At 52.6% G+C, this 19,304-nt stretch carries 13 protein-coding genes; 3 read left to right on the top strand and 10 right to left on the bottom strand.

The window, feature by feature from the left end:
• The first annotated feature begins 9 nt into the window (after positions 1 to 9).
• Both ACNA05_RS13350 and ACNA05_RS13345 read left to right on the top strand, forming a co-directional pair.
• A complete protein-coding gene (locus ACNA05_RS13350; protein WP_415812008.1) occupies positions 10 to 516 on the top strand; it encodes an RNA pyrophosphohydrolase in 507 nt (168 codons plus the stop codon).
• A 17-nt stretch (positions 517 to 533) separates the two neighbouring features.
• The gene (locus ACNA05_RS13345; protein ID WP_415812007.1) at positions 534 to 1,904 is read left to right on the top strand and encodes a TCR/Tet family MFS transporter; all 1,371 of its coding nucleotides are present in this window, start codon (positions 534 to 536) and stop codon (positions 1,902 to 1,904) included.
• Here ACNA05_RS13345 and ACNA05_RS13340 read toward each other — a convergent pair.
• From ACNA05_RS13340 to ACNA05_RS13305, 8 genes are all read right to left on the bottom strand, one after another.
• The gene (locus ACNA05_RS13340) at positions 1,901 to 2,737 is read right to left on the bottom strand and encodes a metallophosphoesterase (protein ID WP_415812006.1); all 837 of its coding nucleotides are present in this window, start codon (positions 2,735 to 2,737) and stop codon (positions 1,901 to 1,903) included. The genes ACNA05_RS13345 and ACNA05_RS13340 overlap by 4 nt on opposite strands.
• Positions 2,738 to 2,776: 39 nt before the next feature.
• A complete protein-coding gene (locus tag ACNA05_RS13335; RefSeq protein ID WP_415812005.1) occupies positions 2,777 to 3,169 on the bottom strand; it encodes an ATP synthase F1 subunit epsilon in 393 nt (130 codons plus the stop codon).
• A 28-nt stretch (positions 3,170 to 3,197) separates the two neighbouring features.
• Positions 3,198 to 4,724, bottom strand: a complete 1,527-nt coding sequence (gene atpD, locus ACNA05_RS13330; RefSeq protein WP_415812004.1) for a F0F1 ATP synthase subunit beta — start codon at positions 4,722 to 4,724, stop codon at positions 3,198 to 3,200.
• A gap of 22 nt (positions 4,725 to 4,746) precedes the next feature.
• A complete protein-coding gene (locus ACNA05_RS13325; protein WP_415812003.1) occupies positions 4,747 to 5,640 on the bottom strand; it encodes a F0F1 ATP synthase subunit gamma in 894 nt (297 codons plus the stop codon).
• Positions 5,641 to 5,649: 9 nt separating this feature from the next.
• The gene (gene atpA, locus ACNA05_RS13320; protein ID WP_415812002.1) at positions 5,650 to 7,182 is read right to left on the bottom strand and encodes a F0F1 ATP synthase subunit alpha; all 1,533 of its coding nucleotides are present in this window, start codon (positions 7,180 to 7,182) and stop codon (positions 5,650 to 5,652) included.
• Positions 7,183 to 7,192: 10 nt separating this feature from the next.
• Positions 7,193 to 7,750 (bottom strand): F0F1 ATP synthase subunit delta, encoded by a 558-nt coding sequence (locus ACNA05_RS13315; protein ID WP_415812001.1) that lies wholly within the window; start codon positions 7,748 to 7,750, stop codon positions 7,193 to 7,195.
• Between the two features lie 248 nt (positions 7,751 to 7,998).
• Positions 7,999 to 10,965: a TonB-dependent receptor domain-containing protein gene (locus ACNA05_RS13310; protein WP_415812000.1), complete on the bottom strand. Its 2,967-nt coding sequence runs from the start codon at positions 10,963 to 10,965 to the stop codon at positions 7,999 to 8,001.
• Positions 10,966 to 11,336: 371 nt separating this feature from the next.
• A complete protein-coding gene (locus tag ACNA05_RS13305) occupies positions 11,337 to 13,490 on the bottom strand; it encodes a primosomal protein N' (protein ID WP_415811999.1) in 2,154 nt (717 codons plus the stop codon).
• 59 nt (positions 13,491 to 13,549) lie between these two features.
• Here ACNA05_RS13305 and fsa point away from each other — a divergent pair, with 59 nt between their 5' ends.
• On the top strand, positions 13,550 to 14,203 hold the full coding sequence (gene fsa, locus ACNA05_RS13300) for a fructose-6-phosphate aldolase (RefSeq protein ID WP_415811998.1): 654 nt from the start codon (positions 13,550 to 13,552) through the stop codon (positions 14,201 to 14,203).
• A 69-nt stretch (positions 14,204 to 14,272) separates the two neighbouring features.
• Here the strand turns inward: fsa and ACNA05_RS13295 are convergent, their stop codons facing one another.
• Both ACNA05_RS13295 and ppdK read right to left on the bottom strand, forming a co-directional pair.
• Complete coding sequence (locus ACNA05_RS13295; RefSeq protein ID WP_415811997.1) at positions 14,273 to 16,453, bottom strand: penicillin acylase family protein; 2,181 nt, start codon at positions 16,451 to 16,453, stop codon at positions 14,273 to 14,275.
• A gap of 138 nt (positions 16,454 to 16,591) precedes the next feature.
• A complete protein-coding gene (ppdK, locus tag ACNA05_RS13290) occupies positions 16,592 to 19,240 on the bottom strand; it encodes a pyruvate, phosphate dikinase (RefSeq protein WP_415811996.1) in 2,649 nt (882 codons plus the stop codon).
• Positions 19,241 to 19,304 lie beyond the last annotated feature (64 nt).

The following is a 19,304-nucleotide window of genomic DNA, read 5'->3' as shown; positions in this document are numbered from 1 at the left end:
GACCTTAGTATGACCCTACCCTCCGAAGCTTATCGTCCCGAGGACTACCGCCCCAATGTCGGCGCCGCTATTTTTAACGCCCAAGGCCAAATTTGGCTTGGTAAGCGTTTTGGCGAAGACGGCCCCTATGCCTGGCAATGCGCGCAAGGCGGGATAGATGACGGCGAGGACTTTTACGAGGCCGCTTTGCGCGAGCTATGGGAAGAGACAGGTATCCGCAAAGACAAGCTCACTTTGCTCGGGCGCATTGAAGAATGGCTCTATTATGACTTCACCGAAGAGGCCCGGCTAAATCGGCGTAAGCGCGAACATAAGGGGCAAAGGCAGAGATGGTTCGCCTTTCGCTATCACGGCGACGGGTCTGATATAGACCTTTGCGCTCATGGAGAGCAGGAATTTTCAGATTGGAAATGGGCGGATTTAAAAACCATTCACGAGTCTGTGGTGCCTTTTAAACGGGGCGTTTATGAACGACTGATTGCCGAATTTGCAGACTTTGCAAATCCGATGACATAGCGTGAGTCCGCTGGATTATGGCGGGTCAACCTTACGGTAAGAATGCACTTATATTTGTGCTGATCACAGTGATGATCAATTCCGTCGGTTTCGGAATTATGATTCCGGTCTTGCCGGATTTGCTCAAAGAGCTGACGGATCTCCCCAATAATGAAGCGGCCATCCATGGCGGGTGGCTCACCTTTGTTTTCGCCCTGCTTCAATTCATTTGTATGCCCGTTGTCGGCGGTCTTTCAGATCGCTTTGGCCGCCGCCCCATTATGTTGCTATCGCTATTCGGGTTGGCGCTCGATTATTTCATCATGGGCTTTGCCCCGACGATTGCCTTTCTTTATTTCGGGCGCATAATTGCCGGCTCATTCGGGGCGACATTCTCGACCGCAAACGCCTATATCGCGGATATAAGCCCGCCTCAGACGCGTGCGCAAAACTTTGGCCTGGTTGGAGCGGCTTTTGGCGTTGGCTTTATGCTCGGCCCTGTGATCGGAGGATTGATAGGAGACGGATTCGGCCCCCGCGCCCCATTTATCGCAGCAGGTATAATTGCCCTGATCAATGTCGTGTACGGTTTTATCTTTTTGCCCGAAACCCTCGTCCCAGAAAAACGCCGCGCTTTTAGCTGGAGACGTTCTAATCCTCTCGGGTCTTTAGAGTCACTCGGCAAAATTAAAGGCGCTAAAGGCCTCCTTTTTGTTCTTTTTGTTTTGGCAGTGGGTCACACTGTCTATCCTTCAACGTACTCCTTCTCGACGATTGAAGGTCTTGGCTGGGACGCCGGAGATGTAGGCCTCTCACTTGGCGCGTTTGGTATCGCCAGCATTATTGTTCAGGGGGGCTTAATTCGAATTATTATCCCGAAAGTCGGTCTGTTTTGGGCGGGTATTATTGGCATCATCTCTGCCGTAACCGCTTATACGATGATGGGCAGCGCCAATGCGGGATGGATTATCTATGCCGCCGGTCCGTTTGCGGCTTTTGGCGGTCTATACGGCCCTGCTCTGACTAATATGATGAGCTCTCGGATAAGCGACAGTGAACAAGGCGAGCTACAAGGCGCCATTGGCGCGGCTCAAGGACTGGCCATGATGGTTGGGCCGCTTACCATGACCGGAATTTTCGAATATTTCGCTGCCGCCTCCCACAAAGCCAATTACGATCTCGAAGGATTTCCATCTGGAATTTATCACATCTTCCAGCACCTGTTTGTACAAACCCCCGTTCCCTATGTCCCCGGCGCGCCTTTCCTCTTGGCCGCAGGATTAGCCTTTACCGGACTTGTCATCTATCTATTTGTTACAACAAAAGCGGATAGACAGGCCCGCTACTCGCCGACGGCTGTCGCCGAAGCTTCCGATACACTTCACGAACCGCTGACCGAGAATATTTAGTTTGCCTCTGTAAGAGTAATCACAACAATTTCCGGCGGCGCACGAAAGCGAGCCGGGAGCAATGAGGTGCCAATCCCAGAAGTGACATAAACAGGCACGCCGCCTAGCTCTTTCAGCCCATAGGCTAGAGGCTTTCCTGCCTCCGTCGAGGTGACGCGCCGCCCAATAAGCGGCAGATTTATCTGCCCGCCATGAGTATGACCCGCCACAGCCAAGGTCGTATCTGTTCTGAGAAAACGGAAAGCATCCGGCGAGTGTGTCAGAACTATCTTTGCATGGTTTAGTTTGCAGTCTTGGTACCCTGCCGAAGAAGGATAGTCAGTATCAAAATCCGACATACCGATGAGGCAGATCTCTGGTAAATTTACTCCCTCATTCGCAAGGACAGTTGCCCCATTCTCCTCAAGTTGGTTTCTAATCCACGCGCCATCATACCAATTGTCATGATTGCCTATGACGGCATAGGTGCCATGTGAGGCCTTTAGTCCGGCTAAGGCCTCAACCCCCTCCTCTATGGCATTATTCTGTACCAACGAACGATTGGACCGTGGCAAACTGCCATCAACATAGTCTCCGGCCAAAAGAACCACATCAGGCTCTAGACGATTCACAGTGGTAGTCAGAGTAGCGATGCGAGACGCTGGCACGTGACGTCCCCCAATATGAAGATCAGAAAGTAGAACGAGTCGCAACGGCGGCCCTTGATAGCTTGGCGCCGGGAGGGACACTTCCCGGACAACTAGCCTTTTGGGCTCCACGAAGAAGCCATAAAACAGACAAGCGAGCGAGAGCGCGCAAAGTGACAAGAAGATATAAAAAAACCGGACTTTCATAAGCCCGGTTTTTTAGAATAATATGTGCGTATTAAGGCCCTAGAGTGACGCTGCAACGGCATTTAATCCATCTAGATTTTGCTGAACCGCCAAAGCCGCTTCGCCTTCGAGACCCACGAGGGAGTCTTTTGCAGATGCAATATCCTCTTGGATACGTTCGGACGTCAGCTCTGACATAGGCGCTGCGCGCTCGGCCAAAACAGTCAAGCCTGCTGGCGTCACATCAGCGAAACCACCTTGAACGAAAAACTGCTTTTCCGCTCCGTTTTCGTAAACGGTGATCGCGCCCGTACGGATCGCGGCCATAAGTGGCGCATGATCCGGCAGAACACCGAAATTGCCTTCGGTGCCCGGGATATCGACCTGATCGACTTCGCCCGCATAAAGTTCACGTTCAGGCGAAACGAGAGAGAAATGTAGCTTATCAGCCATTCTTTATCCTAACCGCAGTCAATACAGCCTAAGCCGCGTCTTTCGCCGCCATTTTACCGGCTTTTTCGATCACGTCGTCAATGCCGCCAACCATGTAGAACGCTTGTTCCGGTAGGTGGTCATATTCACCTTCGACCAGACCTTTAAAGGAGCGAACTGTGTCCGCAAGATCTGTGAGGATACCCGGAGAGCCGGTAAAGATTTCAGCAACGTGGAAAGGCTGAGACAAGAATTTCTCAACTTTACGCGCACGGGACACAACAAGCTTATCTTCTTCGGACAATTCGTCCATGCCGAGAATAGCAATGATGTCCTGCAAAGATTTATAGCGCTGTAGAATTTCCTGAACCTGACGCGCAACTTCGTAATGTTCCTGACCAACAATACGCGGCTCAAGAATACGGGATGTGGAGTCAAGCGGGTCAACCGCCGGATAAATACCTTTTTCGGAAATCGCGCGGTTCAGAACCGTTGTCGCATCCAAGTGAGCAAAGGAGGTCGCTGGCGCTGGGTCAGTCAAGTCATCGGCCGGGACGTAAATCGCCTGAACGGATGTAATAGACCCTTTATTCGTGGACGTAATACGCTCCTGCATCTGGCCCATTTCAGTGGCCAAGGTCGGCTGATAGCCCACCGCAGATGGAATACGGCCCAATAGCGCGGACACTTCGGAACCGGCTTGAGTAAAGCGGAAGATGTTGTCGACGAAGAACAGAACGTCTTTGCCTTCTTCATCGCGGAAATATTCGGCCTGAGACAAACCGGTCAGCGCGACGCGAGCACGGGCTCCGGGAGGCTCATTCATCTGGCCGTAAACGAGGGTCGCACGGCTTTCACCGTCGAGATCGATAACGTTGGACTCGATCATCTCGTGATAAAGGTCATTTCCTTCACGAGTCCGCTCACCAACACCCGCAAACACAGAGTAGCCACCATAAGCTTTGGCGATGTTGTTGATGAGTTCCATGATGAGAACGGTTTTACCCACACCCGCACCGCCGAAGAGGCCAATTTTACCGCCTTTTGCGTAAGGGCAAAGCAGGTCAATAACTTTAATACCGGTCGCAAGGACTTCGGATTCAGTGGATTGATCCACAAAAGGAGGCGCTTCTTTATGAATAGACGCCTTGGCTTTTGTCTTGAGCGGGCCGCGTTCATCGATCGGGTCACCAATGACGTTCATGATACGGCCAAGTGTTTCCGGTCCAACAGGAACGGTAATTGGCGCGCCGGTATCAGTCACAGATTGACCGCGCACAAGGCCTTCGGTTGCGTCCATAGCGATGGTGCGAACCGTGTTCTGACCCAAATGCTGAGCGACTTCCAAAACCAGACGGTTGCCTTGGTTGTCTGTTTCCAGCGCGTTCAGGATGGCTGGCAAATTGTCTTCGAATGCGACGTCTACAACGGCCCCGATCACCTGAGTGATTTTACCGGCTGACATGGCTTTGCTCACGACCTTTTTAGTGGTTGCGCGCTTGCCTGCCGGCTTTTTGGCGGTTGTTTTCTTAGCGGCCGTTTTTTTGGCGGCTGTCTTTGTTGCTGCTTTCGCCATGAGTGTGTTCCTCTAGCTTTCTTTAAAGCGCTTCCGCGCCTGAAATAATCTCAATCAGTTCAGATGTAATCTGGGCCTGACGTGTTCTGTTGAAGGTCAATGTCAGCTTGTCGATCATCTCGCCGGCATTACGCGTGGCATTATCCATCGCGGTCATTTTAGAGCCCATCTCTCCGGCCTGGTTTTCCAATAACGCCGTAAAGATTTGCGTGTTGATATTGCGCGGCAAGAGGACCCGTAAGATTCCAGCCTCGTCCGGCTCGTATGTATAAATCGCGCCCTTGAGATCGGGCCCGGTATCTTCATTGTCCTCGTCAATAGAGGCGATGGCTGGGATAAGCGTATTGGCCACGGCGTCCTGTGTCATCACATTAACGAATTTTGAATAGACCAGTTTACAAACGTCAAATTCGCCTTCGCGGAACATTTCCGTGATCGTTTCGCCAATATTTTGGGCGATGCCAGCGTGAAGTTTACGCTCTTCTTTCAAAGAGATAAATTTAACAATATTATCGTGATAAAGGCGGTTAAGCTGATCATAGCCCTTTTTCCCGATCAGGAAGAGTTTGACCGTTTTCCCCTGCCCTTCAAGCGCCACGATTTCTTCGCGGGCCTTCCGGACAATATTGGTATTAAAACCGCCGCATAGACCGCGATCGGCTGTCGCCACGACGAGGAGAACTGTGTCTTCCCTGCCGTTTCCGACCAAAAGCTCCGGCGCGTCACCGACACCGACCATGGAACTGGCCAGATTTGTGATGACATTGTTAATGCGCTCCGCATAGGGGCGCGCATTTTCCGCCGCTTCCTGCGCTTTGCGCAGTTTCGCGGCCGCGACCATTTGCATGGCTTTGGTAATCTTCTGTGTGTTTTTCACAGAAGAAATACGGTTTTTAAGATCCTTGAGGCTGGCCATGAGGCGTCCTTAGGCTGCGAAGTTAGACGTGAAGTTTTCCAACACAGACTTGATTGTGTCTTCGATATCGTCCGTCAGTTTCTTTTGGGTAGCAATATCCGACAGCAGAGAGCTGTGCTCGCCTTTCAGATGTGAGAGCAATTCGCGCTCATATTTCTGAACGGATTTAACAGGAACGCTATCGAGATAACCGCGAGTACCAGCGTAAAGCACGATAACCTGCTCTTCCACTTTCAAAGGAGAGAATTGCGGCTGCTTCAAGAGCTCTGTGAGGCGTTCACCGCGGGCCAACAGGGCCTGAGTGGAGGCGTCCAAATCTGAACCGAACTGAGCAAAGGCGGCCATTTCGCGGTACTGAGCGAGTTCGCCTTTAATCGGGCCGGCAACCTGTTTCATCGCCTTAACCTGAGCGGAGGAGCCTACTCGAGACACGGACAGACCGACGTTAAGCGCTGGACGGATGCCCTGGAAGAACAAATCTGTCTCCAAGAAAATCTGACCATCTGTAATCGAAATCACGTTTGTCGGAATAAAGGCCGAAACGTCGTTACCTTGAGTTTCGATAATCGGCAGAGCGGTCAAAGACCCGGAGCCGTTATCTTCGTTTAGCTTCGCCGCACGCTCTAGGAGGCGGGAGTGAAGGTAGAAAACGTCACCAGGATAAGCTTCACGGCCCGGAGGACGGCGAAGAAGAAGTGACATCTGGCGATAAGCCACAGCCTGCTTCGACAGATCATCATAAATGATCAGGCCGTGCATGCCATTATCGCGGAAATATTCGCCCATCGCGCAACCGGCAAACGGTGCGAGGAACTGGAGCGGAGCAGGTTCTGACGCTGTCGCGGCAACGATAATGGAATATTCCATTGCGCCGTTTTCTTCGAGCGTTTTGACAAGCTGCGCCACTGTTGAGCGCTTCTGGCCTACAACAACATAGATGCAGTGAAGTTTGTCATTTTCGCGGTCTTCGTCAAACGCAGCTTTCTGGTTAAGAATAGCGTCAACGGCCACGGCTGTTTTACCTGTCTGGCGGTCACCAATGATAAGTTCGCGCTGACCACGGCCTACGGGGATAAGAGCGTCAATCGCTTTAATACCAGTCTGAACAGGCTCGTGAACACCTTTACGCGGCATGATGCCCGGCGCTTTAACATCCACACGGCGGCGCTCTGTTGATTCGATTGGACCTTTGCCGTCAATTGGCTCGCCGAGCGGGTTTACAACGCGGCCTAAAAGACCTTTACCGACAGGCACGTCAACGATTTCGCCGAGGCGTTTAACCGTGTCGCCTTCTTTAATGCCGCGGTCATCACCAAAGATAACGGCACCGACATTGTCAGATTCTAGGTTGAGGGCCATGCCCTTGATTCCGCCAGGAAATTCGACCATCTCGCCGGCGCGGACATTGTCCAGACCATAGATACGGGCGATACCATCACCGACTGAGAGAACCTGACCGACATCAGAGACTTTGGCTTCTTTACCAAAATCTTTGATCTGCTTTTTCAGGATGCTGGAAATTTCCGCAGCACGAATATCCATTGTATAACCTCTATGCTTCTTTGAGGGTTAAGCGTAAGTCCTCAAGTTTAGTCTTGAGGGAGCTATCATATAGGCGCGAACCAACGCGCACGACGAAACCACCCAAAAGGTCTTCATCCACAGATGTTTCGACCTCTACCGGGCGTCCCAGCGATTTTTTCAAATTTGATTTCAATGACGTGACCTGCGCGGCTGTGAGCTTTTTCGCGCTGGTGACTTTCGCCACTTGTGACCCCTTACGGCGGGCAACCATCTCTTCAAATGCAGACAAGATTCCCGGAAGATCTTCTGCCCGGCGATTCTCTGCAACCAAACCGACAAATTGCACTGTCAAAGGCTTGAGCTTTGCTTTTTTGGCAATCGATGTAAGCGCGGCGACTTTATCTTCAGTGGCAAACACCGGAGAGTTTATCAAGGCGGTCAAATCCGCGCTATCCGTAAACATCACCTTTAGCGATTTCACGTCTTTTTCTATAGCTGACAAGGACTTAGCGTCCTCCGCGAGTTCAAGCAAAGCTTGGGCGTAGCGTGTTGGGGCTTCGCCTGTAATGACTTCTGTCTCTGACACGTATCAGGTCCGCTCTTCGGAATTGGGCTGTAAGACAGCCCCTTTAACATAAATATAGCGGGTCGAACTCTCCCGGGATTTTCACACCCAACAGGCCGCTCCGCCAATCTCGCGCGGGGCTTAGCACGGTCAATTCAATGTGCCAAGTGCGGAATTCCATAAGGTGTCAGTCGTTTTAAGAATATATCAAACTCGCAAAAAAAAGCAGGCCCCGAAAGGCCTGCTAAATTCTAGAACTGTCGTAAAGCTTAGAGTTTTACGTTCAGACCGAAGAATACAAACCGGCCTGTGTCATAAGTAACAGGGTAAGTGTTACCGTTTCCGAGTGGCGGACCAGAGGAAACAGAGACAGGAGGCTGCTCTTCAAAGATGTTGTTCACACCTGCGCGGAATGTAACGCCTTCGACAACTTCGTAGTTACCTGAAAGGTCGAAGTAGTCTTGTGTACCAAGGCGCTGATCAATTGGCGCTGGGTTAGCAGCGATGTTGTCAACACCAGAAAGGTGACGCCAAGTGACTGTCGCTTCCAAACCAAATGGAGCGGCCCAAGTTGTCAACAAACGGTGACGGTAAGTTGGGTTCACTGGCTGTACGCAATCGTTACCATACATACCTGCACACTCGATAGCGTCTCCACCCGGGAATGGTGTGAAGTCGAACTTGTCGAGGTAAGTCGCAGCGTACTGGATACGAAGGTCACCGGAATTGTTCATGCCGAAGTCAGCAAGATCCAGGCTGTAACCAGCTTGCAAGTCAAGACCAGATGTTTCCAATGACGCGATGTTGATGTTTGTCGCCAAGAAACCAACACCAGCTTGGCCTGAGTTCAAGGAACCACGGCTGTCACGAGTGATAAGGTCACAGAAGGCCGCATCACCAGTTGCAAGACACTGATCAAGTGTTGTCTGAGCGCCAATACCCGCGCTGATGAAGTCATCAACAGTGATATCGAAGTAGTCAACAGACGCTGTCAATCCAGGGATTGCGCTTGGAGTGATAACAGCACCGATTGTGTAAGTATCTGAACTCTCAGGGTTCAGGTTCGGGTTACCGCCTGTGATAGACTGAGTTTGACCAGAGAACACGTCAACAATGTTGCCGTACTGAGCCGCTGTAACGCCAGTATTTGCACAAGCTGCAGCAGACGCAGTTGGGTTAGCTGTCGCACATGGATCGTAGGCACCGTTTGAGAGCTGGTTCAGGTTAGGCAAGTTTGTGTCTTGACCTGTGTAAAGCTCGATAACGTTCGGTGCGCGCACTGAGCGCTGATACTGACCACGGAATTTCACATCTTCAACTGGCGCCCATGAAAGCTGAAGGCCGTAAGCGTCTGTGCTGAAGCTGTTTTGCAATCCGTTACCGTTCGTATCGTAATCAGAATAACGGTACTGACCGTTAAAGACCAATTCTTTCGCGAATGGCATGTCTGTGACGAGCGGAACCTGCACCTCGGTGTAAAGTTCGAAGACTTCGACTTCACCTTTAACAGGAAGCGTCGCGCCGCCTACGCCTGTGAAACCACCACCAGGAACCTGGCTGATTTCGTCAGGATTGGATTCAAGCTTGTCTTCACGGTATTCAATACCGCCCAAGAAGCCAACACCGCTGTCAGACCATGGAGACTGGATACCATATTCGCCAAGGTCTGCCTGAGCGTTAGCGCCGTAAACGAGCTGCTCAGTTTCACCATTCACGATACCGATACCTTGAATGTAGTCAGTCTGATCGGTTGTGACCATGCTTTCGCCATTCGGGCCGCGTTGGAAAATGTTGTAAGGAATACAACCAGAGTTTCCGCTTGCGCAAACTGCGGTGCCTGTGCCGTCATCCACGGCAAACAAAGCGTCCTGAAGGTTAGCAATTACGAAGTCGTTTGTTGAGATAGACTGGTCGGTTGTACGAGAATACTGACCGAATAGTTCGTAGTCCCAAACGTCTGCGACAGTACCGCGAAGACCGCCGACCATACGGTAGGCTGAGTTTTCAAGACGGGAGTTACGTGGTCCGCCTTCAACGTTACGGTGAGACATTGATACGTTTTCTTTAATGGCACCAGATGCAATTTCAGCAGCTGAACAGCCATAGACAGCAGACGCGATAGAACCACCGCCAGCGACAACGTCGTCTTGGATCAGTGGGTTGTCACAGTTAATGTCATAAGATCCAAATGACGCAGATGGCGCGATTTGAGCATCAGAAAAGTTGTTTGTGAAAGATGCACTAGCGAAAATCTCGTGACCTTCGGCGATTTCATAGTGACCTTTACCATACATTTGGAAACGCTCGGCAGGGCGTTGGAAGTAGTTGAACGGACCAAAGTTAAATGTTTGGGCCGGGCCGCCTGCGTAAGGAACAAGTGTACCATCTTCTTCCTGGAAGAAAGAACCGCCGTCGCCGCCGAAGAAGCGGAAGTTACCAGAACCGACACAACCAAAGCCGTTTGTATCACCTGCACCCAAAGCACAGCCAGAGAACGAACGGTTATCTTGTGTGATTTCTTCGCGGTTTTGGTAAGATGCAAAGATTGTTGCATTACCTTTACCGTCGGCCGTGTTGGCGCCCAACGCAACAGACGCGTTGAATTCTTCGCCGTCTACACTTCCGTCTGGAACAGGCTGGTTAGCTGAACGAAGAACATCATCAAATCTGTCGATGCCGTTGCCGTTTTGAGCGAAACCGTACTGAACGTCCAGCTCTGCACCTTCGAAATCATCCTTAAGGATAAAGTTAGCAACACCGCCGATAGCGTCAGAACCGTAAACAGCAGACGCGCCGCCCGTCAGGATTTCAACGCGGTCGATCAAAGCTGTTGGAACAAGGTCCAAGTTAGCTGGAGAAAATGTTGATGAACCATAAGGAAGACGACGTCCGTCGATCAAGGTCAAAGTACGTGTCGCGCCCAAACCACGAAGGTTCAAAGTCGCTGTACCAGACGCGCCGTTAGAAACTTCACCGGCTTGACCAGCAAAGACTTGCGGAAGGTTGTTCGTCAGGTCTTCGATGTTAACTGTACCGCGTGCCGCGATTTCTGCATCGTCAACGCGGAGAACCGGGTTGGCAGATGTCAGGTTAGGGTTAACGTTCAAGCGCGAACCAGTAACAATGATCTCGTCACTATTGTCGTCGGCGTCTTGGGCGAATGACGGAACGGCACTTGCCAGCATGGCGCTGGAGAGCAGTGTCCCTATCAACAGATTTCTTTTTGATGATTTCACAGTAAAATCCCTTTATAGATTGTGTTATCAATTAAGCCCTCCCGCGACACGGGAAGATTGGAGCTATGGCTATTGATGATTTTCCCTTAACGCAATATATTTTGTGACACTTTTGTAAGAAGCAGGTCCTTTTTAGACTGACCTGTTGCATAAAGAGCACTAAATAGGGTGATTTCGTTAACGATTAGAAAGTTTTTCCCGTTTAGAAGGTTAACGAGAAATAAATTTTTACTAGTCTGCACTTGGCGAAATTAATTGCTGCACCAGTTTTGTGCATTAAATTTTTAGAGCGGCTAATTACGCAATTTTATTTAATTCAGTTAATCAAACCTCCACGAGATAGAAGCTCAACCTTACAGGCCGGCTTGCACTTACATAAAGCTTTGCGGGTCGATATCGATTTGGATTTTAAACTTTGCCGGCGGACGTATCCTAGCGCGCCACACCGCCATATAACGGGGTAAGTTGACGCCCGGCTCCGCTTGGATAAACAGTCGGCGACGATAAAGCCCCCTTAATCTCCCGATGGGCGGCTCGGACGGTCCGAGAATTTCGATACCCTCTGCGCGCGGTGCGACGCTCACCATTTTTTTAGATAGACTTTCGGTCTTTTTTAGATCAGGGCCAGAAATAATTACCGCCGCCAACTTACCGAAGGGCGGCAGGCCCAGCATCTCGCGCATAGCCAATTCTACGCCTATGAAAAGCTCTCGGTCGCCTGCCGCGAGCGCCAAAAGCGCTTCATGTTCCGGTTGATGAGTTTGAATGAGTGCCCGTCCAGGTTTTTCGGCTCGGCCAGCCCGTCCGGCGACTTGCACCAAGGTTTGATAGGTCCGCTCTCCGGCTCTAGGGTCGCCGCCCGCCAGTCCCAAATCCCCATCGACCACGCCAACAAAAGTCAAATGCGGAAAATTATGGCCTTTGACGACCATTTGCGTCCCGACAAGGATATCAATCTCTCCTGCCGCCATCCTATCCATTCGGTCCCTGATGGCGTTGGGGTTCCCCGCGGTATCTGAACTGAATATCTCAATCTTGGCCCCGGGAAAATGTCGCGCGGCCTCTTCTGCCACGCGCTCGACCCCTGGCCCAACGGCCGTCAGACTATCCTCGGCTTTGCAGTTCGGACAGAGCGTCGGCATCCGCATTGAAAATCCTGTCAAATGGCACATGGCGCGGCCTGTTGCCCGATGCTCAACTAGCCAGCTATCCGTATCAGGACTTTTGAGCTTTTCACCGCAAGACTGGCAAATGATAAGCGGCGCATAGCCTCTACGGTTTAAATAGAGCATAGACTGATCGCCCTGCTCCAGCCCTGCCTTGACCGCCTCAATTAACGGTTGAGAGAGGAAGTCACCTTTTTCAGGCGGATTGTCTTTCAGGTCTACCAATCCAATTTCCGGCAAAATGGCGGCGCCGGGACGCTCCGGAAGGACAATGTGGGCAAACCGTCCGCTACGAGCATTGTGCAAACTTTCCAGAGACGGTGTGGCCGAAGCTAGAATCACGGCGTGCCGCGACAGTTTTGCCCGAACTATCGCCATATCCCGCGCATTATAGATAACGCCTTCTTCCTGCTTATATGACGTATCGTGCTCCTCATCGACGACGATGAGTTTCAAATCCGCAAATGGCAGGTAGAGCGCAGACCTCGCGCCAACGACTAATTTTGCGCGTCCTTGTGCCACCTCCCGCCAAACGCGGCGGCGCGGCGCGTCTCCGACCGCAGAGTGCCACTCGGCGGGTTTGACGCCGAAACGTTTTTCAAACCGGGACATGCCGGCCTGTGTCAGCGCAATTTCCGGAACAAGGATAAGCACCTGCCCGCCTTGGCGTAGGGCTTCCGCCACAGCTTCAAAATAAACCTCCGTTTTGCCTGACCCGGTCACGCCGTCGAGCAAGCTGACCGAAAAGTCCTGCAATTGCATTTGCGCAACGAGCTCTTTTGCAGCGTCCTCCTGCCCTTCCGTTAGCTCCATTCCGGGGTGATCCGGATTAGGCTCCTGGAAAGGCGCATCGACCGGCAATGCCAATTCCTGCATCGCGCCGACTTTGACGAGGCCTTTTACAACGCCCGCACTAACCCCGGCGCGAGCCGCTATTTCGCTGGCGCGCGCCGGAAACGGGCCGCCTTCGCGGAGAACTGCACGCCGCGACGACGTCAATTGGGATGGGGTCACGCCTGTCGGCGAATAATGAGAGACGACAGGGCTGGGATCGAGCGCTTTGTAGGAACGCAAAACCATACGGAAAACCTGCCCGGGCGAGGCGACGTTATATTTGGCTGTCCACTCGATGAACTTTATCATCTCCGGCGAGAGAGGGCGCGTGAGCTTGCGCTCCGCAATTTCTTTCAGCTTCCGCCCCTCCTCCGCCGGCCCTAAACCTGTCACGACCCCGAGCTTCATTTGTTTTCCAATCGGCGCATAGACAAAGTCGCCTACGCCCAATTCCATATCCTTCGGCACAGCGTAATCAAACGCGCCGGGCACATTCACTGGAAAAAGTATTTGAGCGTTTTGCATCGGAATGATTCGTGATAACAGGCCACGAACTTAACCACAGCCCTACGGGACATAAAGCCATGAAATTTTTTGTTGATAGTGCCGATCTGGACGCGATCTCTGCGCTAAACGACATCGGACTTGTTGACGGCGTCACGACCAATCCATCCATTATCGCCAAATCCGGCCGCGACTTCAAAGAGGTCATCGCCGAAATTTGCAAAATTACCGAAGGCCATGTCAGCGCCGAAGTCGTGGCAACAGATGCTGATGATATGATCAAGGAAGGCCGCCACCTACGCAAGATTGCCGACAATGTTTGCGTAAAGCTGCCTCTCACGATGGACGGACTGAAAGCCTGCAATATTCTGTCCAAGGAAGGCACGCCGGTTAATGTCACGCTTTGCTTCTCGCCTAACCAAGCCTTGCTCGCAGCAAAATGCGGCGCGACTTATATTTCGCCCTTTATCGGACGTCTGGACGACATTACACTGGACGGGTTGGAGTTGATTGAGGACATCCGCACAATTTACGACAATTACGGGTTCGAGACAGAAATTCTCGCGGCTTCTATTCGAAACGTAAACCACGTCAAGGAATGCGCCCTAGTCGGTGCCGACGTTATGACCGCCCCGCCAGGCGTAATTGAGAGCCTGTCCAAGCATGTTTTGACTGATAAAGGCTTGGAAGCCTTTCTTAAGGATTGGGAAAAAACGGGTCAGAGCATCCTTTAAGAAACACTCGCTCGAAACAACAAAGCCCGGCAATTTGCCGGGCTTTTTATTTGCCTAGAATTCCGCCGCCTATTCGCCGGGACGGTACGTCCTCACGGCGCGAGCTTCCACGTCGTCGCGGTAATAGGGCACGTCCTTGAACTCGACATTTATATAAGGCTCTATCTGGTCATCAAAATGCGGCGAATCCGGGTCGTTGCTCTGCCCGCCCGCGAGCAGGCTCTTGGCTTGGACTTTCTCGCCAAACTCAACCACGGCGACGAAACTGTTTCCGCGATAGCCGTAAATTTTCTTTGTGTTCTCACCTTGGCTCGCGCCATAAGCGGCGAGCGCGCCCCAACGCCCCGACGCCAACGGCACGGGATAGCTCTTCTGAGCGTCATCAAACTCCAGATCAATATCACCCGAGAGCCGCTGGAACCGATTGATCTCGCCCCATGGCGTTTTCCAGGTCCCGTAGTCAGCCGTCATTTTACCCATTGCTTTGTCTAGGAGCGCCATTTGCTCCTGCGGCGTTCCTCTCTCAAAGAAGTGCATATACGTTTCCATCCGGCTAGCCCCTTTCGGCCTGGCGTCGGATTGCAACATTTCCATGCCGTAAAAATGCGCCAGAGACATGGCGACCGAGTCAGCGGAGACGGTATGATCCCACCCGTCCAAAACCGCAATCGCTTCGGCGTAGCTTGGGTCCTTATTCGTCAGCTCATAGGAATCGACAAGGCTTGGGATAATGAACTCAAACGCGGGAAGCGCCGGGTCATAAGCCAGGTCAATCAAACCATTCAACGTCAGATCGTCCGCCTCATCCAAAAGGCGTATGGCGTGAACGGCTCTGAAATTCTCTTTATCCGGCGCCATATAAGCGGGGTAATCCTCCCGTTTCGGACTATTATCCCCTGCCGCCGTGAACGGCGTCGAATTGGCATTCTGTATCCATCCATTGGGCGGGTTTAGCAATGTAATGGCCTCCTCCACCGGGTGCGTTCCGTCCCAATCGGTTCGCGTGTCCCATCCATTTACCGTACCGGAATAATCGATCATCGGGTCACGCTTGGGAATGAAATTGCCGTGGTAATAAGCAATATTGCCCTGCGCGTCCGCATAGACCGTATTGTTGGAAGAATTTGTACGAATATCCATCATCTCGTTAAACTCGGCATGGCCGTTCGTTTTGGTGCGAAGGAAAGATTGCTTAAGCGCATTGACCGGATCCCAATTAATCTTGGTCGCCACCCATTTATCGCCTTCCATATGTGTCACCGGCCCGTGATGGGTGTGATACATCGGGAACGTCCGCGATTTCAGTCTCTTGCCGTCTTTGTAATCCAGCGTCACCTCAGAGACCTGAACCGGACGCATTTCGTCGCCGTAACGGTAAACCATTTTACCAGCCTGCTCCGAAATATCTTCGCGGAATTTATCGATGAAATCGACATAGGTGGAAGTGTGCATCCAGCCATTCTTTTCGGAAAAGCCCTGATAGACAAAGAATTGCCCCCAGGTCACCGCGCCGTAGGCGTTGAGCCCCTCTTCGCTGACGACATGGACTTCACCGCGAAAATAAAAACTCGTATGCGGATTGATGAGCAACATCGGATTACCGGAGCGGGTTAAATCGCCTGACACCGCAATCCCGTTTGATCCCGCAGGCTCCGGGTCTTCAAAGGGCGCATTGGAGGTGAGCAATAAAGCGTCCCCCGGCTCTTTATCCTGATAAAAGGCTTTGATGCCGGCCAGCGGGATCTGCTCGATATCACCGCCAATGGACCCCTCAGAGAAGAACATCGGCATCCAGGGCTCAAACCGAGTCAGCAGCTCCGGCTCCACCTCAGGATGGGTCGCGAGGTAATAATTCAGCCCGTCCGCAAAAGCGTCACAAAGCGCCTTCACGTCGGCGGGCGCATTTTCATAGGCCGCCTTCGCCTCGTCCATCGTCATATAGAGCCGCGCGCGAAGGTCGCTATAAATAGCCTCTTCGCCTTCTATCTCGGCCAAACGCCCCATCGCCCAGACATAATTGCGTTCGATACGGGGAAAATCATCCTCGGCCTGAGCGTAGAGAAGTCCGAAGACAGCGTCCGCGTCCGTTTTGCCGTAAATATGGGGCACGCCGTAATCATCGCGGATAATCTCGACATTTTGGGCCTGAGCTTCCAGCCGCGCCATTTCAGTGGGGTCAGCGGTCCGCGTCTCCAACGTGGCGCAGCTCGCCAATAAAAATACAGAAACAACAGCCCAGACTCGAAACATAAACCCACCTTTCTGACGCCACGCTATGAGGCAATGACAAAAAGGACAAGCAAGATTCGACCTGAGGCCTTCAGCTTGGTTATTTTTCTTTTACGGCAGCCGAATGAACGCCTGCCGTGAAACTTTTCTAGGCTATTTTTATTTTGTTTTAATCGCCGCCTGCGCCGCAGCGAGTCTCGCGATCGGAACTCGATAAGGCGAGCAAGACACATAGTCGAGGCCGGCCCGGTGGCAGAACTCCACGGAAGCCGGATCGCCCCCATGTTCACCGCAGATGCCGAGTTTGATAGACTCGCGGGTCGTGCGGCCGCGCTCCGCAGCGATGTGGATAAGGTCGCCGACCCCGTCCTGATCGAGCGTCACGAACGGGTCTTTTTCCATAATGCCCTGATTGACGTAATCCGGTAGGAACCGTCCGGCATCATCGCGGGACAAACCAAAGGTCGTCTGCGTTAAATCATTCGTCCCGAAAGAGAAAAACTCGGCATATTCCGCAATATCGGCGGCCCGGAGGGCGGCGCGGGGTAGCTCAATCATAGTCCCGATTGTATACTCTAGAGCGCCAACTTCTTTGGCAATCGCATCAATTTTCCCCTTGAGGATTTCAAGCTCTTTGGCTGAACTCACGAGTGGGACCATGATTTCTGCAACCGGGGTCGCGCCATTTTCTTCCGAGACAAGCTTTTGCGCTTCGAAAATCGCCCGCGCCTGCATTTCGTAAATTTCAGGATAGGAGATTCCGAGGCGGCAACCGCGATGACCGAGCATTGGATTGCTTTCCTGCAAATCATTGGCGCGGTGCATCAATTCTCCGGCGGGAACGCCGAGGGACTTCGCCACGGATTCGATATCGGCCTCACTATGCGGAAGGAATTCATGCAAAGGCGGGTCGAGCAAGCGAATGGTGCAAGGACGGTCTTCCATTATGCGGAAAATCGCGGCGAAGTCATCGCGTTGAACCGGCAGAATTTTGGCTAGAGCCGCTTCGCGGTCTTCTTTGTCCTCGGCCAGAATCATTTCGCGGAAATAGCCGAGACGGTCCGCTTCGAAAAACATGTGTTCCGTGCGGCAAAGACCGATACCTTCGGCGCCGAAATCTTTGGCGGTTTGAACGTCGAGCGGTGTTTCCGCATTAGTTCGAATACCGAGCTTTCTCGCCTCATCCGCCCATTTCATAACCTTGGCAAAATCACCGGACAGCTCTGGCTGCTGCATTTCGACCGCGCCGAGGAAAACCTGGCCGGTTCCACCGTCCACTGTGACCGTCTCGCCTTTTTTGACGGTGCGGCCCATAACGGTGAGGCTCTCGGCCTTGTAGTCAATGCGGATTTCCCCCGCGCCCGACACACAGGGCCGGCCCATACCGCGCGCCACAACGGCGGCGTGAGAGGTCATCCCGCCGCGGGCTGTGACAATGGCTTCGGCGGCATGCATGCCGTGAATGTCTTCCGGTGAAGTTTCAACGCGCACGAGAATGACTTTGTGCCCGGCTTTCTTCAGCGCTTCGGCTTCGTCCGAGTTAAAAACGACTTCGCCAATCGCGGCGCCCGGAGACGCGGGAAGTCCCATCGCGATCATATCGCGTTCAGCGTCTGGCTTGAGCGTCGGATGCAAGAGCTGATCAAGGCTGGCAGGCTCAAGACGCAGAAGGGCTTCGTCCGTCGTGATCTGTCCGTCCTCTGCCATATCAACGGCGATCTTCAGCGCGGCTTTGGCCGTGCGTTTCCCTGTGCGGGTCTGAAGCATCCAGAGCGTGCCTTCTTCGACGGTAAATTCGATATCCTGCATGTCGCGGTAATGCGCCTCCAGTGTCTCGAACGTGTCGGCAAGCTGGGCATAGGCCTCCGGAAGGGCCTCTTCCATGCTCGGCAGGTCTTCTTCCATTTTCTCGCGTGACGCCTTGGTCAGTGTCTGCGGCGTGCGAATACCGGCCACCACATCTTCGCCCTGAGCATTGATCAGAAATTCGCCGTAATAGCGGTTTTCCCCTGTGGACGGGTCGCGGGTAAAGGCCACGCCAGTCGCAGAGGTGTCGCCCATATTGCCAAAGACCATCGCTTGAACATTCACGGCGGTTCCCCAAGCGGCGGGAATATCGTTGAGACGGCGATAGACAATCGCGCGTTCATTCATCCAGGACCCAAACACCGCATCTACCGCGCCGTTGAGCTGCTCCATCGGATCTTGAGGAAAGTCTTTTCCAAGTTCGCGTTTGGTGGCGGCTTTGAATTCCTTGATGACAGAATCCCAATCCATAGCCGTCATTTCGGTATCAAGCATATAGCCTTGGGTGTCTTTATGGTTTTCAAGAATGTCTTCATAGATATGGTGATGCACGCCGAGCACCACATCGGAATACATGGTGATAAAACGGCGATAGCTATCCAGCGCAAAGCGTCGATCGCCGGACAGTTCAGCAAGGCCTTCGACGGTTTCGTCGTTCAATCCGAGGTTCAGGACGGTGTCCATCATGCCAGGCATAGAGGCCCGCGCGCCGGAGCGAACAGACACCAAGAGCGGGTTTGACGCCTCCCCGAATTTTTTGCCTGTGAGCTTTTCGATTTCTTTCAGACCGCCGGCAATTTGGTCATTCATATCCTCGGGATAGGTTTCGCCGTGATCGTAATAATAGGTACAGACATCGGTGGAGAGCGTGAAGCCCGGCGGAACCGGAAGACCCAGAGACGCCATTTCGGCCAGATTGGCCCCCTTTCCGCCTAAAAGGTTTTTCATGGAAGTATCGCCTTCGGCAGAACCCCCGCCGAAATTGTAAACCCATTTTGTCATTTGATTGACCCTCGTTTTTCACCAAATTCTGTCGCTCCGAGCTTTAGAGACACCCGGAATGACG

This window comes from Litorimonas haliclonae, from assembly GCF_965138505.1.
Taxonomy (GTDB): domain Bacteria; phylum Pseudomonadota; class Alphaproteobacteria; order Caulobacterales; family Maricaulaceae; genus Litorimonas; species Litorimonas haliclonae.
The sequence above is the reverse complement of the archived record's forward strand: the minus strand, read 5'-3'. Positions and strand labels throughout refer to the sequence as shown.